Origin of the sequence: Agreia sp. VKM Ac-1783 (assembly GCF_900177765.1) — a bacterium.
Lineage (GTDB): Bacteria > Actinomycetota > Actinomycetes > Actinomycetales > Microbacteriaceae > Agreia.
Map to the genome: position 1 here is coordinate 378,698 of NZ_FXWI01000002.1, position 15,482 is coordinate 394,179.

The 15,482-nt window shown below is 65.6% G+C and carries 15 protein-coding genes; 3 read left to right on the forward strand and 12 right to left on the reverse strand.

Annotated elements, in window-relative coordinates:
* Positions 1–10 precede the first annotated feature (10 nt).
* The 9 genes from CCK87_RS06830 to CCK87_RS06865 form a co-directional block, all read right to left on the reverse strand.
* Positions 11–1,735, reverse strand: a complete 1,725-nt coding sequence (locus tag CCK87_RS06830; RefSeq protein WP_086460683.1) for an ABC transporter ATP-binding protein — start codon at positions 1,733–1,735, stop codon at positions 11–13.
* Positions 1,732–2,694, reverse strand: a complete 963-nt coding sequence (locus CCK87_RS06835) for an ABC transporter permease (protein ID WP_086461207.1) — start codon at positions 2,692–2,694, stop codon at positions 1,732–1,734. The genes CCK87_RS06830 and CCK87_RS06835 overlap by 4 nt, the downstream gene beginning before the upstream one ends.
* A gap of 101 nt (positions 2,695–2,795) precedes the next feature.
* Positions 2,796–3,896, reverse strand: a complete 1,101-nt coding sequence (locus CCK87_RS06840; protein WP_086460684.1) for an ABC transporter permease — start codon at positions 3,894–3,896, stop codon at positions 2,796–2,798.
* A 107-nt stretch (positions 3,897–4,003) separates the two neighbouring features.
* A complete protein-coding gene (locus tag CCK87_RS06845) occupies positions 4,004–5,635 on the reverse strand; it encodes an ABC transporter substrate-binding protein (protein WP_086460685.1) in 1,632 nt (543 codons plus the stop codon).
* Between the two features lie 194 nt (positions 5,636–5,829).
* On the reverse strand, positions 5,830–7,725 hold the full coding sequence (dnaG, locus tag CCK87_RS06850; protein WP_086460686.1) for a DNA primase: 1,896 nt from the start codon (positions 7,723–7,725) through the stop codon (positions 5,830–5,832).
* Complete coding sequence (locus tag CCK87_RS06855; protein ID WP_086460687.1) at positions 7,725–9,002, reverse strand: deoxyguanosinetriphosphate triphosphohydrolase; 1,278 nt, start codon at positions 9,000–9,002, stop codon at positions 7,725–7,727. The genes dnaG and CCK87_RS06855 overlap by 1 nt, the downstream gene beginning before the upstream one ends.
* 4 nt (positions 9,003–9,006) lie before the next feature.
* A complete protein-coding gene (dusB, locus tag CCK87_RS18445) occupies positions 9,007–10,212 on the reverse strand; it encodes a tRNA dihydrouridine synthase DusB (protein WP_086460688.1) in 1,206 nt (401 codons plus the stop codon).
* Positions 10,213–10,280: 68 nt separating this feature from the next.
* Positions 10,281–10,457, reverse strand: a complete 177-nt coding sequence (locus CCK87_RS18225) for a hypothetical protein (RefSeq protein ID WP_170927177.1) — start codon at positions 10,455–10,457, stop codon at positions 10,281–10,283.
* A complete protein-coding gene (locus tag CCK87_RS06865) occupies positions 10,454–11,158 on the reverse strand; it encodes a DsbA family oxidoreductase (protein ID WP_086460689.1) in 705 nt (234 codons plus the stop codon). Before CCK87_RS06865 ends, CCK87_RS18225 begins: the two co-directional genes overlap by 4 nt.
* Before the next feature lie 91 nt (positions 11,159–11,249).
* On the opposite strand from CCK87_RS06865, the gene CCK87_RS06870 reads away from it, so the two are divergent.
* Positions 11,250–11,738 (forward strand): YbaK/EbsC family protein, encoded by a 489-nt coding sequence (locus tag CCK87_RS06870; protein WP_086460690.1) that lies wholly within the window; start codon positions 11,250–11,252, stop codon positions 11,736–11,738.
* A gap of 18 nt (positions 11,739–11,756) precedes the next feature.
* On the opposite strand, the gene CCK87_RS06875 is transcribed toward CCK87_RS06870, so the two are convergent.
* From CCK87_RS06875 to CCK87_RS06885, 3 genes are all read right to left on the reverse strand, one after another.
* A complete protein-coding gene (locus CCK87_RS06875; protein ID WP_140162775.1) occupies positions 11,757–12,149 on the reverse strand; it encodes a hypothetical protein in 393 nt (130 codons plus the stop codon).
* An 89-nt stretch (positions 12,150–12,238) separates the two neighbouring features.
* Positions 12,239–13,273 (reverse strand): alcohol dehydrogenase catalytic domain-containing protein, encoded by a 1,035-nt coding sequence (locus tag CCK87_RS06880; protein ID WP_086460692.1) that lies wholly within the window; start codon positions 13,271–13,273, stop codon positions 12,239–12,241.
* A gap of 42 nt (positions 13,274–13,315) precedes the next feature.
* Entirely contained in the window at positions 13,316–13,714 is a 399-nt protein-coding gene (locus CCK87_RS06885; RefSeq protein ID WP_086460693.1) for a cupin domain-containing protein, read from the reverse strand.
* A gap of 180 nt (positions 13,715–13,894) precedes the next feature.
* On the opposite strand from CCK87_RS06885, the gene CCK87_RS06890 reads away from it, so the two are divergent.
* Together CCK87_RS06890 and CCK87_RS06895 are read left to right on the forward strand one after the other, a co-directional pair.
* Positions 13,895–14,767 carry a helix-turn-helix transcriptional regulator gene (locus tag CCK87_RS06890; protein WP_086460694.1) on the forward strand — a complete coding sequence of 291 codons (873 nt, stop codon included), beginning with the start codon at positions 13,895–13,897 and terminating at the stop codon, positions 14,765–14,767.
* On the forward strand, positions 14,764–15,333 hold the full coding sequence (locus tag CCK87_RS06895) for a DapH/DapD/GlmU-related protein (protein WP_086460695.1): 570 nt from the start codon (positions 14,764–14,766) through the stop codon (positions 15,331–15,333). Before CCK87_RS06890 ends, CCK87_RS06895 begins: the two co-directional genes overlap by 4 nt.
* Positions 15,334–15,482: the final 149 nt, after the last annotated feature.

Sequence of the window (15,482 nt, forward strand, 5' to 3'; positions counted from 1 at the left end):
GATACCGACCCTAGCCGTCGACCGCCTGAAGTCGGTGGAGCGCCTCACGTCTCGTCTCTTGTTCCGCGGGATCCGGAACGGGAAGCGACGCCAGGAGCCTCTGCGTGTAGGGGTGACTCGGAGAGCCCAGCACCTGGGCTCCGGTTCCCTCTTCGACGAGCTCGCCCTTGTAGAGCACCGCAATGCGGTCGGCGAGCATGTCGACGACGGCGAGATCGTGGCTGATGAACAGCGACGCGAATCCGAATTCTCTCTGCAGCTCAGTGAAGAGCTCGAGCACACGCGCCTGTACCGAGACGTCGAGGGCGCTGGTGGGCTCGTCGGCGATGAGCAGCTTCGGGCGAAGGGCGATCGAGCGGGCAAGGCTCGCGCGCTGCCTCTGGCCGCCGCTGAGCTCGTGCGGGTAGCGATCACCGAAGGCCCTGGGCAGTTGAACGGCCTCGAGCAATTCGTCGACCTGGGCGCGCGCGTCGCGGGCATCGGTAGCCCGGCCGTGCACCACCAACGGCTCGGCCACGCACTCGGCGATGGTGAGCAGCGGATTGAAACTCGACGCGGGATCCTGGAAGACGAACCCGATGTCGACCCGAGCGCTGCGGAAGGAGCGCTCCTTGATGCCGAGCATTTCGCGCCCGAGCACGTTGAGCGAGCCGCCCGTGACCTTCGAGAGTCCGGCGATCGCACGGCCGATGGTGGTCTTGCCCGAGCCAGACTCCCCCACGAGACCCAGAACCTCACCCTCTTTGATCTCGAACGAGACGCCGTTCACCGCGCGGAAACCGCCTCGGCCGAGACGACCGGGATATTCGATCACCAGATCGCGTGCGGCCACCACCGGAGTGGTGGAGGACGCGCGCTCGAGACGCTCCTGGGTGCGAACGGCAGCTCGCGCCTCTCCCTGGCCGATGTGGGGAACGGCGGCAAGGAGCTGCTTCGTGTAGTCGGCCTGAGGAGATGCGAAGAGGGTACGGCTGTCGGCCTCTTCGACGACCTTGCCTTGATACATCACCACCACGCGATCGGCGAGGTCGGCGACCACTCCCATATTGTGCGTGATCAGCACGATCGCCGTGTCGAATTCGTCACGCAGGCGCCGAAGCAGATCGAGGATCTCTGCCTGGACGGTGACGTCGAGCGCCGTGGTGGGCTCGTCGGCGACGATCAGGCCGGGGTTGAGCACGAGCGCCATGGCGATGACCACACGCTGCTTCTGGCCGCCCGAGAACTGATGCGGGTAGTAGTTGACCCGGGTCTCCGGGTCGGGGATCCCGACGCGGCGCAGTATGTCGATGGCCTGCTTCTTGGCCTCGGCGCGCGAGGTCGATCCGTGCGCCCGGATGCCCTCGGCAATCTGCCAGCCGACGGTGTAGACGGGGTTCAAGGCCGTCGACGGCTCCTGGAACACCATGGCGACGTCTTCGCCTCGGAGGCTGCGCAGGGTGCCGGAGCCGGCCCCGACGATGTCGGTGGTGCGGCTGCGATCGCGGCTGCGCAGAAGGATCGAACCCGACGACGTGGCCGTCGCCGGCACGAGCCCGAGGATCGACTTCGCGGTGACGCTCTTGCCGCTGCCGCTCTCGCCGACGATCGCCACGATCTCCCTGGGCCTGACGGCGATGGAGACTCCGTCGACTGCTCGCACCGCGCCCGCGTCGGTCGCGAAGGTGACACGCAGATCGACGATCGAGACGATGTCGGGCTCGTCGCCCTGGATATCGGTGGGGACTGCACTCATGAGACGCGCTCCTCGTCGTTCGTTGTCGCTCGATCGTCGGCGACCACCGCCTGGCCTGATGCCGCCGAACCATGGGGCGCTGCGCCGTTGTCGGGAGCCGGTGCACCGGTGTCGAGGGCGGCACGGCGTCCACGCAGACGCGGGTCGGCCAGGTCGTTCAGACTCTCACCGAGAAGGGTGATGCCCAGAACAGCCAGAACGATGGCGAGTCCGGGGAACAGTGACGTCCACCAGATTCCGCTCGTCACGTCTGAGAGGGACTTGTTGAGGTCGTACCCCCATTCGGCGGCCGCCGAGGGCTCGATACCGAAACCCAGGAAGCCGAGGCCGGCCAGCGTGAGCAGCGCTTCTGAGGAGTTCAGAGTCAGAAGGAGGGGAAGCGACCGGGTGGCGTTGCGCAGGACATGGCGAAAGACGATCCGAGGGGCGCGAGTTCCGATGACCTTCGCGGACTCGACGTAGGCCTCGCTCTTGATGCGGACGGTCTCCGCCCTGATCACCCGGAAATACTGCGGAATGAAGACGACGGTGATCGAGATGGATGCCGCCAGAATGCCGCCGAAGAGGTTGCTCTGGCCGCCCGAGATCACGATCGACATCACGATGGCGAGCAGGAGCGACGGGAACGCGTAGATGGCGTCGCAGACGACGACCAGCACGCGATCGAGCCATCCACCGATGTAGCCCGACACGAGTCCGAGGAAGATTCCGGCGAAGATCGAGAGGATGACCGAGACGACGATCGTGAGGATCGCCGTCTGGGCACCCCAGATCACCCGGGAGAGCACGTCGTAGCCGCCGACCGTGGTGCCCAGGAGGTGCTCGGCGTTCGGCGCCTCTTGAGCACCGAACGGCGTGCCGTCGGCGCGAAGCTGCGCGAACCCGTATGGCGCGAGCAGCGGAGCGAAGATCGCCGTGATCACGAAGACGCCCGTGATGACCAGGCCGGCGACGAGCATGCCGCGCTGCAGGCCGATGCTCGAGCGTACCTGGGCGAAGAGCGGGATGCGCGTCGCGAGACTGCGGCGCGGGCGGGGGCGAGCGGTGGTGTCCGTCACGACTAGTACCTGACTCTCGGGTCGATCAGCGCGGCGATGATGTCCACGATGAAGTTGGTGACTGCGACGATGACAGCCAGGAGGGCGACGATGCCCTGCACGGCGACGAAGTCACGGGCCTGGAGGTATTGGGCCAACTGGAAGCCGAGCCCCTTCCACTCGAATGTCGTCTCGGTGAGCACTGCTCCGCCGAGCAGCAGTGCGATCTGCAATCCGATCACTGTGATGATCGGAATCAGCGCGGGACGGTAGGCGTGCTTGCGCACGAGACGGAACTCCGTGACGCCGCGCGAGCGCGCAGAGTCGACATAGTCCGTTCCGAGGGTGCCGATCAGGTTGGTGCGCACGAGCCTCAGGAACACGCCCGCGGTGAGAAGGCCGAGTGCGACCCCGGGAAGCACGGCGTGAGAGAGCACGTCGCCGATCACATCGGGATTGCCCGTCTGGATGGCGTCGATCAGATAGATGCCGGTCTTCGACTGCAAAAACTGCATCTGCAACTCGGCACCCGTGGAGGCTCGTCCCGCGACGGGCAGGATCTGGAACCAGACGGCGAAGACGAGCTTGAGCAGCAGTCCGGCGAAGAACACCGGGGTGGCGTAGCAGAGGATCGCGAAGATGCGCAGAAAAGCGTCGGGCGTGCGGTCGCGGAAATAGGCCGCGACCATGCCGAGCGGAATACCGACGATGAAGGCGACGATCAGGGCGTAGAACGCGAGCTCCAGGGTGGCGCCGCCGTAGGTGAGCAGCACCTGGGTGACGGGACGGTTGTCGCTGAGGGTGTTGCCGAAGTTACCGGTGAAGATGTTGCCGAGGTACTCGAGGTACTGCACGATCAGCGGGCGGTCGTAGCCCGCCTCGTGGATACGCTCCTGAAGCTGCGGACCGGTGAGCTTGCCGCCCAGGGCGGCCGTGATCGGGTCTCCCGTCGTGCGCATGAGCAGGAAGACGAGGGTGACGAGGATGAACACCGTCGGAATGATGAGCAGGAACCGCACGAGGACGTAGCGGCCGAGACCTCCCCCGCCCGACGACGAGCCACGCCGGAGTACGGCCGGAGGTGCGGCGGATGCCGGATCCGGAGAGCTGAGTTCTGCAGTCACGTGGAATGTCCTTCGGTAAAACGACGGGGTGACGTGACTCAGGGGCGAGACGCCTGTGCGCCTCGCCCCTGAGCCACAATGCTAGAGAGACTCTAGCCTGTGGACGATCAGCCCTTGGTCAGTGCTCCGTAGCGGAACTTGAACGAGGCGTCGAGGGTGTCCTTGGTTCCCTCGACGGTCGTTCCGGTGACCGCCACCTGGGCGCCCTGCAGGTACGGAACCGTCGAGAGGTCCGCAGCCACAGCATCCTGGATCTGCTCGATCAGCGCGGTGCGCGCTGCCGGGTCGGTCGTGACCGCCTGCTTGAGGATCAGGTCGTTCACGGCCGGGTTGTCGTAGTGGTTGGCCAGGAAGTTCTCGGTGAGGAAGAACGGCGTCAGGTAGTTGTCCGCGTCGGAGTAGTCCGGGAACCAGCCGAGCTGGTACGACGGGTACACATCTGTCGTGCGGTCCTTCGAGTACTGCACCCATTCGGTCGTCTGCAGGTTCACCGTGAAGAGGCCGCTCGACTCGAGCTGGTCCTTGATCAGCGCGTACTCGTCACCCGACGAGGGTCCGTAGTGGTCGTTGCTGTACTGGAGCGACAGCTCGACCGGTCCGGTGATGCCCGCGGCGGCCAGGGTCGACTTGGCCTTGTCTGCGTCGGGGCCACCGTTTCCGTCGCCGTAGGGAGCCTTGAGCGACTCGGTCGCTCCGGTCAGTCCGGCGGGAACGTAGGAGTACAGCGGGGTGTAGGTGTCTTTGTAGACCTGCTTCGCGATCTCGTCGCGGTCGATGAGGTCGGCGACGGCCTGGCGAACGGCGAGAGCCTTGGCCGGGTCGGCCTCGGGAGTCTTGGCACCGAACGGCTGGGTGTCGAAGTTGAAGACGATGTAGCGGATCTCGCCTCCGGGGCCGTCGACGACCTTCACCTTGTCGTTGCCCTTGAGGTCGTCGATGTCGGTGGCCGAGAGGCTGCGGAACGCCACATCGATGTTGCCCTCCTGGATGTCGAGCTTGAGGTTCGACGAGTCGGCGTAGTACTTGACGTTGACCTGGTCGGTCTTCGCCTTGCCCAGCACTCCGTCGTAGCCCGCGAACGCCTTGTACGAGATCAGGTTGTTGAAGTCGTAGCTGGCGATCTCGTACTGGCCGGCGAAAGCCTTGCCCTTGACGATGTCCTCGTCGCTCGTGAGCTCGGTGGCCGAGAAGACGTCTTCATCAACGATCGGGCCGGCAGGGCTCGAGAGGATCTGGGGGAACACCTGGTCGTCAGCAGACTTCAGGGTGAACACGACGGTGGTGTCGTCGGGAGCGGCGACAGAGTCGAGGTTGTAGAGCAGCGACGCCGGGCCGTTCTCGTCGTTGATCTTGAGCTGCCGGTCGAAGCTGAACTTCACGTCGGAGGACGTGAGGTCGTTGCCGTTGGCGAACTTCAGTCCGGACTTCAGCTTGACGGTGTACTCGGTGGGCCCGGTGAAGTCAGCGGACTCGGCGATGTCCGGCTTGACGTCCGGGCTGCCGTAGGGCGTGTTCATGAGGAACGGGAAGACCTGGTTCATCACGGCGAACGAGCCGTTGTCGTACGAGCCGGCCGGGTCAAGCACGGTGACCTTGTCGGTCGTGCCGATGGTGATGGCCTTGCCGCCGGCGCTGCCGCCGTTCGAACCGCCGGCGCAACCGGCGAGCACGAGGGCCACCGCTGCTGTTCCGGCGAGCGACGCGACGAGCCTGGTCGTGCGTGTGGATGCGGATCTCATATCCGTCTACCTCTCTGGAGTGATATTTCAGGCACAGATGTACCCCGTATCGGGGCGTACCGTGATTGCTGTACCCCAGTCATACCGCAGCAGGCGAACTGTCACCAAGCTGACAGGGAGCGGCGATGAACATGTTTACCGGATCGAAACACGTGGGTTGCAGACAAGCACCATCGGTGTGCCGCTGCGGCGCTCTATTCGCGCAGGGCGCGTCTGTCGGCCTCGACCTGCATCAGCTGCCGCTGCAGCGCGCGATGCTCCTCGGGCTGGGTGGTCGCGTCGGTGCGCTGGAACTGCCCGAGCAGCTCCTCTTTGCGACGAACCAGATCGCGCTCGACGAGAGAGAGCACCACCTGCTGCAGGTAGACGTCGAGTTCGCGCTCCGGGCGCTCCGGCACCGGCGCGACGGCGAGCTGCGCGACGAGGGTCTTCACCGGATCGGGCACGGTCTCCTGGATGATGGACGCCCACTCTGGCTTGTCGAACGAGTTCAGCCGCATGGCCACGGCATCGCGCACCGCAGCCAGGGCGCCGTTGCTGAAGGCCACCGCTGTTCCCCGCGCCAGCAGGTCTTTGCCCACGCTGTTCGGAAACTGCAGCATGGCCATCAGAGCGTCACGCTCGAGACGAGTGGCCGTGGTGCTCGGCAGGCTGGTCAGCGAAATCGCTACGGGCGGCGCGACCTCGAGTGAGGTGATGGATGCCGGACCGCCTTCGGCGGCCGGAGCAAGTCGCGGTGACTCGAGCTCTCGCGACGCGGCGTGATCGCTCGATCGCCCCGCGGCATCCACGGCTCTGCCGACCTCGCCGAGGTCCATGCCCAGCAGCCGAGCGAGCTCGCGCGCGTAGCCCGGGCGAATAGATGGGTCGCGGATGTCTGCGACGACGGGGGCTGCGGCCCGCAGCGCGGCGACGCGGCCCTCGACCGTGTTGAGATCGAAGGTCGAGAGTCGCTGCTTGATCACGAACTCGAACATGGGCTTCTTGCCCGTGACGAGACGCCGCACCGCATCGTCTCCCCGACCGAGACGGAGATCGCACGGGTCGAGGCCATCCGGAGCGACGGCGACATAGGTCTGCGCGGCGAATCGGTGCTCTTCGCTGAACGCGCGCAGCACGGCTTTCTGACCCGCGGCATCCGGGTCGAAGGTGAAGATGACCTCACCGAGCCCGGCAGTGTCGTCGGAGAGCACACGACGCATGACCTTGATGTGGTCGACGCCGAACGAGGTGCCGCAGGTGGCGACCGCCGTGGTGACGCCCGCCAGGTGACACGCCATCACGTCGGTGTAGCCCTCGACGATCACGACCTGGTGACTCCGCGCGATGTCGCGCTTGGCCAGGTCGAGCCCGTAGAGCACCTGCGACTTGTGATAGACGAGGGTCTCGGGAGTGTTTAGGTACTTGGGACCCTTGTCGTCGTCGAGAAGGCGACGAGCGCCGAAGCCGACCGTCTGGCCGGTCTGATCGCGGATCGGCCAGATGAGCCGCCCACGAAACCGGTCGTAGCTGCCCTTCTCGCCCGCACTGGTGAGCCCGGCCGCTGTGAGTTCGTCTGCCGTAAATCCCTTGCTGCGCAGATGCTTTCCGAGGATGTCCCAGCCCTTGGGGGCGAAACCCACGCCGAACCGCTGAGCGGCCGAGGCGTCGAATCCGCGCTCGCCGAGAAAGCGTCTGCCGACCTCGGCCTCGGGAGTCATGAGCTGTTCGATGAAGAACTCGCGGGCCGCATCGTTCGCCGCGAGGAGCCGCGCTCTGCTGGAGTAGTCAGACGGAGCTCCCCCGTCTTCGTAGTGCAGCTCGAACCCGATGCGGGCGGCCATGCGCTCGACGGCCTCACTGAACGAGACGTGGTCCATCTTCTGCAGAAAGGTGAAGACGTCGCCGCCCTCGCCGCAACCGAAGCAGTGGTAGTACCCCACTTGGGGGCGCACGTGGAAGCTGGGGCTTCGCTCATCGTGGAACGGACACAGGCCCTTCATCGACCCCACGCCGGCGCTCTTCAGCGTGACGTACTCTCCGACCACGTCGCCGAGGTTGATGCGCGATCGGACCTCGTCGATATCGCGTCGCAGAATCAGACCAGCCATCAGCCCAGCAGTCCCCTGCTCCAGGCAATCGCCGACTGGTCTGTGAGGCTCGCCACCTGATCGACGACGACGCGTTTGCGCGCCGCGTCATCGGATGCCTCGCGCCAGTCGGCCGCGAACGCCACTTCGAGCGCGCCCTCGCCCAGACGGAGGAGCTCGGTCGCGAGCGAGGTGAGGATGGCGCGCTGTTCGACGTAGAGCGGCTGACGGGAATCGCTGGCCATCACGTAGGCGGCGACGATGCCCTTCAGCACGGCGATCTGAGCCTCAACCGGTCGGGGAACGACGACGCTGCCGCCGAAACGGGCCAGGGCATCGGCGGGGTATGCCTCGCGGGTGGCCGCCGTCGACCTGCCCGCGAAACGACCAATGAGCTGGCTCGTGAGATTCTTCAACCGGCCTTGGGCGAGCCGCGATCCGTCCCAGCCGTCGAGCCAGATCTCGAGCGAGGTCAGCTCGTCGAAGGCCGCGGTCAATTCGTCGCGGCTGAAGTCGTCGCCGACCCACGACGAGATCGCCGCGACCAGATCGTCGTGATCGGCTCGAGCCCCGAGGGCTCCCACGTCGATGTAACCGGTCAAGACGGCGTCTTCGAAGTCGTGCACCGAGTAGGCGATGTCGTCGGAGAGATCCATGACCTGCGCCTCGATGCACTTCTGGCCCGCCGGTGCGCCCTGTCGAAGCCACCGGAAAGCGGCATCGTCTTCGGGGTACACACCGTACTTCGCGCGACCGCTGGGGTCTCCGATCGCGTCCTCGATAGTCCACGGGTACTTGCAGCTCGCGTCGAGGCTGGCCCGGGTGAGGTTGAGCCCGGCGCTCGTGCCGTCGGCGTAGATCACCTTGGGCTCCAGCCGCGTGAGGATGCGCAAGCTCTGCGCGTTGCCCTCGAAACCGCCGATGTCGGCGGCCCACTCCGCCAAGGCACGTTCTCCGTTGTGACCGAAGGGAGGATGCCCGAGGTCGTGGGCGAGGCAGGCCGTGTCGACGACATCGGGGTCGAGCCCGAGACTCGTTGCGAGTTCGCGGCCGACCTGGGCGACCTCGAGCGAGTGCGTGAGGCGATTGCGGGCGAAGTCGAGGTCGGCCGGCGAGAGCACCTGTGTCTTGGCGGCGAGTCGACGAAACGCGCTTGAGTGGAGGATGCGGGCGCGGTCACGAGCGAAGTCGCTGCGCCTCGACGAGTGCTGCTCGGCGACGATGCGCTCGCTGTCGCGGGCCTCGTATCCGGAAGGAAGAGCGGTCGGCAGAGCCGCGATGTCAGAGAAGGTCTGCATCGTTCTAGCCGCCACTGTGGTGGAGTTCGGCGCTCGCCAGCTCGGCGCGCTCGGGCAGGTCGAGCTCGCGGGAGTCGAGCCACTTGTCGGGAAGCGACGGCCGCTTCGGCGAGCCGGCCCGACCTCGGGGGCCCTCGGCGTCGATGCCGGGATACGGAAGCGAGCCGTCGAGCGTGGCGAGGACCTCGTCCATCTCTGCAAGCGACTTGACCATGCTGAGGCTGGCTCGCACCTCGTGACCGACCGGATAGCCCTTGAAATACCAGGCGACATGCTTGCGGATGTCGCGGCAGGCGCGGTCTTCGTCTTCGAAGAACTCCGCGAGGAGTTCGGTGTGCCGACGGATCGCCCCGGCGACCTCGCCGAGCGTCGGCGCGGCGCGCGAATCACGAGCGACGGATGCGTCGAGCTGGCCGCTGCGAACCCGGAACGCGTCTGCGAGATCGCCGAAGAGCCAGGGTCTGCCCAGGCACCCGCGCCCGACGACGACCCCGTCGCATCCGGTTTCGTCGACCATGCGAATGGCGTCGTCGGCCGACCAGATGTCTCCGTTGCCGAGAACGGGGATGCTCGTGATCGTCTCTTTGAGGGTGGCGATCGCCGACCAGTCGGCCTGGCCCGAATAGAAGTCGGCCGCGGTGCGCGCGTGCAGTGCGATGGATTTGACTCCCGCGCCCTCTGCCGCCTTGGCAGCCTCGAGGTAGGTGAGGTGATCGTCGTCGATGCCCTTGCGCATCTTGACTGTCACCGGGATGTCGCCGGCGGCCTCGACCGCTTGCTCGACGATCTGCCGGAACAGCCCGAGCTTCCAGGGAAGAGCCGAGCCGCCACCCTTGCGGGTGACCTTGGCCACCGGGCATCCGAAGTTCATGTCGATGTGGTCGGCGAGATTCTCTTCGACCAGCATCGTGACGGCCTGGCGCATCGTGGCCGGGTCGACTCCATAGAGCTGGATGGAACGCAACGTCTCGGAGGGGTGGTGGCGGATGAGACGCATGGACTCGGGCGTGCGCTCGACGAGCGCGCGACTCGTGATCATCTCGCTCACGTAGAGACCGGCGCCGTATTCGCGGCAGAGTCGCCGGTATGCGGTGTTCGTGATGCCCGCCATGGGTGCGAGAACGACGGGCACGTCGAGTTCGATCGGCCCGATGCGCAGCACGGGAGCGGGAGTGACGGCCGTCTCGACCGTTGCAAGGGAGGAATTCATGACTCGTCGATTCTCCCAGACATTTGTTGGGGTCAGGTCAGACTGAGTGCGTCTGTGGATGACGCACGTCAGCTGGGTTCGGCCTCTGCCTGCCCGGAGGGGGCCACCGGCTCGATGCTGCACACCCCGTCGACGCAGACGGCACCCGACGAGCCGACCATGCGCAGTGTCGGCGCATCCGGAACGGCCGGCCTCGACGGGGCCGTCGTTTCGGTCGAGGTCATCGACTCTGATGCCGGCGTCATGCCTGAGCCGCGTCTGCGGTGTCGCGCTCGCTCGCGACCTGGCCGAACACGTCGACGAACGTGGCGGCATCCTGCGCGCCCGACACACCGTACCTGCCATCGATGACGAAGAAGGGCACTCCCTGGATTCCGTATTCCTGGGCCTGGCGCTGGTCGGCGCGAACCGCAGCGAGGTGCTCCCCCGACTCGAGGGACCGCACGACGTCGTCTCGCTCGAGGCCGATCTCTGCTGCGAGGTCGGCCAGGTCGTCGATGCGGCCGACGTTGCGGCCCTCTTCGAAGTAGGCCTTGAGCAGGCGCTCCTTGGCCTGCAACTGCAGGCCTTTCGACTTGGCGTAGTGAATGAGCTCGTGCGCTTTCACCGTGTTCGCGTGCTGCAGGGCGTCGTAGTCGTAGTGCAGCCCCACGTCTTCGGCGATGCCGGTCACACGCTGCAGCATCTCGCGAGCCTGCTCGGCCGGAATGCCCTTGTGGTTTCGGAGAAAATCGACCTCGTCGCCCTCGAAGTCGACGGGCGTATCGGGCGAGAGTTCGAAGCTGTGGTACTCGATCTCGACAGCCGGGGTGCCCGGCTGAGCGGAGTACGCCTCGATGCCGGCTTCGAGCTTGCGCTTGCCGATGTAGCACCACGGGCATGCGATGTCGCTCCAGACATCGACTTTGATGGAGGCGGGAACGGCAGGGGTCTGGAGATCGGTCACGATGGGTCGAACGGATGCCCGCGGCCGGCTATTCCCGATCGACAGCCATCTGCACGGAAGAATTCATTAGACCGCATGGTTTACTCCGTTCATGACGACTTCAGGACGCGACCGGGTAATCGACGATGCGGCACGCCGCGATATTCAGGTCGAGATCGTGGAACGCCCGCCGGCGAACAGCCTCGAAGATGCTGCAGCGGGACTCGGTCTCGATCCGTTGGCGATCGTGAAGACGCTGGTGGTCAAGCGGCATGACGGCGACTTCGTGTTCGCCCTCGTTCCAGGCGACCGGCAGATCAGCTGGGCGAAGCTTCGCGCACTCGTGGGCGTCAACAAGCTGTCGCTGCCGCATCAGGACGTCGCGCTGCAGGCGACCGGTTATGAGCGCGGGACGATCACGCCGCTGGGAAGCACGAGCGCGTGGCCTGTCTTCGCCGACGAGCGCATCGTCGGCAAACGTATCGCCCTCGGTGCGGGTGAGCACGGACTGTCGGCCTTTGTCGACGCCGACGCGCTTCTGGATGCCTACGGCGCGACGATCGGGGACATCACCGACGAGCTGAAACCGCGCGAGACCTGACGCGCGGGGTAATGCGCCCTAGGCTGCCTGGGCGATGACGTGACGCGCGTATTGAACGCGACCGAAGACATCCGGCGCCGTCGCCGAGTTCGCCGCCGGAATGTTCGTGGTGTGCAGCAGCGGACCGTTGCGCACCGTCACCTGCACGTAGCCCGTGGCGACCTGGTCGCGCACCAGCAGAAAGAGCAGTCCGAGGAAGAAGAAGAAGAATCCGATGATCGCGAGCACGATCGCCCACGTCGGGGTTTTGGTCTCGACCCGCGTGAAGTCCGTGACGAAGATCTCGGTGCCGGCGAGGCCAGTGCTGCCGCTCGGCGTGACGAGCCAATGCTCCGTGAGCGTCACGTCACCGATCACGACAAGCGGCTGCTCGGGTACCGAGGCGTTCGACGACGGAACCATATTCGACATGCTCGAAGCATAGCGGCGACCGCCCTATAGCTGGCGGGGCGCTGACTCGGATTTCGGCGTGAACTGTCCTCGTGGAGTCTGGAACATTCCTAGGGGCGGATGAGTACTTTGAGTGCTTCGCGGGAGTCCATGAGGCGGTACGCCTCAGCGATCTGGGAGAGAGGCAGCTCGCGATCGAAGACCTTGCCGGGCGCGATCGTACCGTCGAGGACCTGCGGCAACGCGGCCTCTATATAGGCGCGAATAGTTGCCGGGCCGCCGGTAAGAGTCGCATTCTTGCCGAACAGCGAGGCGAAGCCGACAGGTGCGTTCTCGTATTGTGGGACGCCGACGCGTGAGATCGTTCCGCCGGGCCGCACGATGCCGTAGGCCTGCTCGTAGGCGGGCATGTGTCCGACGGCCTCGAGTACGACGTGCGCACCCTCCCCGCCGGTGAACTCGAGCACTTTCTGGATACCCGCATCGCCGCGTTCTGCCACGACATGGGTGGCACCAAACTCGCGGCCGAGGTCGGTGCGTGCCTTGTGCCGGCCCATGAGAATGATCATCTCGGCGCCGAGCTGTCGGGAGGCGAGGATGGCGGACAGACCCACAGCTCCGTCGCCAATGACGACGACGGTCTTGCCTGCCTCTACCCCGCCCTTGTGCGCGGCGTGATAGCCGGTGAGATACACGTCCGAAAGCGTCAGCAACGACGGCATCAACGCCTCATCCGTCCCCGCCGGGATGACGACTGCCGTGCCGTCTGCCTGGGGCACGAGCAGCTTCTCGGCTTGGGTTGCCGATGACGCGCCGTCGAAAAAACCTCCATGCACACACGATGTAGTCACTCCATCGCGGCAGTACACGCAGGTATTGTCGCACCAGGCGAACGGCACGATAACGGTGTCTCCGACGGCAATACGGGCGACATCGTCGCCGATCTGCTCTACGACGCCGATCGCCTCGTGTCCCATCCGGCGACCGTCGGGGGTTTCCTCCAGAGAGTGGTACGGGTGCAAATCGGAGCCGCATACGCACGCATAAGTGACGCGGATGATCGCGTCGGTTGGATTCTGGATTGAGGGCTCGGGGACGTCGACAACGCGGACGTCGCCCGCGTTATACATCAGTGTTGCTCGCATGAGCGTTCCTCTCTTGTTGGTGCTGGCGCGCAGAACGCGCGCTCAGCGGTTGTCGTACTCGTCGTCGGTGACGTGTGCTCCCCAATGGGCGCTGTCGCCACCGTCCGGAGTTTCCCAGAGCGCAAGGTGCGTCATGAAGCTGTCGGGCGCGGCGCCGTGCCAGTGCTCTTCGCCCGGAGGCGTGTACACGGTTTGTCCCGCGTACACCTCGACCACGTCCCCGCCCCGCGCCTGCACGAGCGCGGTGCCCTCCATGATTCGGAGCGTCTGGCCGAGCGGGTGGGAGTGCCAGGCGGTGCGAGCTCCGGGGCTGAACCGGACCATGCCGGCGCTCAGGCGTTGGCCTTCGTCCTGCGGAGCAATGACAGGGTCGAGCCACACGTCCCCGGTGAACCATTCGGGAGGATTTTTCACCGTGGGGGCGATGGGGAGGATGCGCATGATCGTCCTTTCTATGGTTGCGTGGTAGCGATGGTGACGATGAACGGTCCCGTCTGTCCTGCGATCGCTTCGACGTCGTTCGCAAGTAAAACTCGATCAGACCCCTGGCAGGGAGTCTCTCGCGAAAGGTGTACTGATAGTGCATCCCTCGGTCCCACGGACCGTCGTACGGTGGGGGGCATGGAAAACATGGCCGAGGTGCGTGAATTTCTCATGTCACGACGCGCGCGACTTTCACCGACGGACGTCGGACTGACAGCTGGCGCGAACCGGCGAGTTGCAGGACTGCGCCGGTCCGAGGTCGCGATGCTCGCTGACCTGAGCGTCGAGTACTACGCCAAGCTCGAACGCGGGGACATCGCCGGCGCGTCGACTGCCGTGCTGGAGTCGCTCGCCCGGGCCCTCGTTCTCGACGAGACGGAGCGGATGCATCTGCTTGATCTTGCACGCGCCGCCGACGGCATCCCGACATCGGGTCGCCACCGCCGACGTGCCAGCACCCAGCAGCCCTCCCGCCTCGCGTTGCAACGCACGCTCGACGCGATCACCGGCGGGCCGGCCTTCGTCCGAGACCGGCACCAGAACCTCGTCGCGACGAACCCGCTTGGTGCGGCGTTCTACTCTCCTGTCATCGGGAACGGCGGGAGGACCCCAAACCTGGCGCGGTTCCAGTTCCTCGACCCCGCATCACGCGATTTCTACCCCGACTGGGAACTCTTTGCCCAGATGTGCGTCGGTATCATGCGTGTCGAGGCTGGCCGGGACCCGCATGACCGCACTCTGCAGGATCTGGTCGGCGAACTCACCACCCGCAGCGAGACCTTCGCGCGACTGTGGTCAGCCCATGACGTTCGCACGCACGGATCCGGCACCAAGCGCTTCCACCACCCGATCGTCGGATCGCTCACGCTGCAGTACGAAGAACTTACCGTCACGGCCGAGGACGGCCTCAGCCTACTCATCTACACTCCGGAACCCGGGTCGCCGTCGGCTGAACGCCTACAGCTCCTTGCGAACTGGGCGTCCGATACCCCAGTCACGGAGCACTCATGACCCTCGCCGACCTCCTCGCCGCACTGAACGCCGGCGAGACGATCCCCGGAGGTTCCCCCGGACACGCGGTCATGCACGAGACCAGCCAAGAAGCGCTTCGTATCGCTGGGGAGCTCAACGCCGGATATCACCCGCCCGCCCGGGTGAGGCAGCTCCTTGCAGAGCTGACCGGCCGTCCCGTCGATGAGACGGTGACGCTGTTTCCGCCATTCACCGCCGACTTCGGCAAGAACATCCGGTTAGGCGCCCGGGTGTTCATCAACTCCGGATGCCGCTTTCAAGATCAGGGCGGCATCTCGATCGGCGACGACTGCCTGATCGGCCACAACGCGGTCATTGCCACTCTCCAGCACGGCATGCAACCCAGCAAACGGGCCGACCTCATCCCGTCGCCCGTTATCCTCGGGCGGAACGTGTGGCTCGGAGCTAATGTCACCGTCCTGCCTGGAGTCACCATCGGTGACGACTCCGTCGTCGGCGCAGGCAGCGTCGTGACAAAAGACATCCCCGCCGGGGTCATCGCTGTTGGCTCACCCGCGCGCGTTATCCGCGCTCTTCCCACCTAGGGGCGGCAGTCGGAACGATGGTCTGGGTAGAGCATCGCAAACGAAGCGAAATCCCTGAGCAGCGAGCGATAGAAAGAGACACCGATGAAGATCGCAGAAACGTCCTGCAGCTCTTGCCCGCCTGGCTACTCGCTAATCTGTCCAGGCTC